The organism is Paraburkholderia sp. J12 (assembly GCF_905220215.1).
In the GTDB taxonomy this organism is placed as follows: Bacteria; Pseudomonadota; Gammaproteobacteria; order Burkholderiales; family Burkholderiaceae; genus Paraburkholderia.
On the sequence record NZ_CAJMZC010000048.1, the window covers coordinates 1 to 718 of the forward strand.

Here is a 718-nt window from a genome sequence, read left to right on the forward strand (position 1 = left end):
CGCCGGATTGCGTTGCATCGCGGACGGCGTGCTCGTCGCCTGGCGCGCCAACCGGGACTACCCGGTCAGTGAACTGGCAGCGGACGGCGGTAACGCGCCGTTTCAGGCTCCCTTCAGTACGGGTTTTGCGCTGGTGCGTCACGAGATGGAGTTTCCGCGCGGCACGAAGCTGACGTTCTACAGCCTGTACATGCACCTGATGTCCAGCGCCGACTACGACAGCAACTTCCCGAAGCGGCAGAAACCGGCGTACTGGTCGCGGCAGTGGACGATCACGAACTACGCGCAGGACAAACCTACCCCTGTGGCCGGACAGGTTGCCGATGGACAGGTCGGCCTGCACGTGCGCAGGACGCCCAAAGGTTCCGTCCTTGGCATCCTGCCGCAGGGCGCGAGCGTCAGCATCGGCAAGACGGAAACGGTGCACGGCGCGACGTGGGGGCAACTGACGGACCTGAACGGAGCCACGCTGTACGCCCCTGTCGCGGGCGGCTATGTCGCGCCCGCTGCAGCCATTACCGGCTGGATTTTCCTGGGCGCGCAGAACGGCGGGCCAGTCGCGAAAGAAACCATGCCGGATTCGACCTTCGACCGGGTAACCGTCACAACGAACCAGGCGTGCAGCCCGGGCGATCTACAGGGCACAGGCGGCGGGATTCCCGTCAAGGCGGGCGACCTGATGGGCCACCCGGGGCGCTACGACTCGCTGGACCGGTGC

The 718-nt window shown here is 66.3% G+C and carries 1 pseudogene; it reads left to right on the top strand.

The features are described from left to right. Positions 1-718 (top strand): annotated as a pseudogene (locus tag U5760_RS31540) (glycoside hydrolase family 19 protein); the annotation flags it as partial.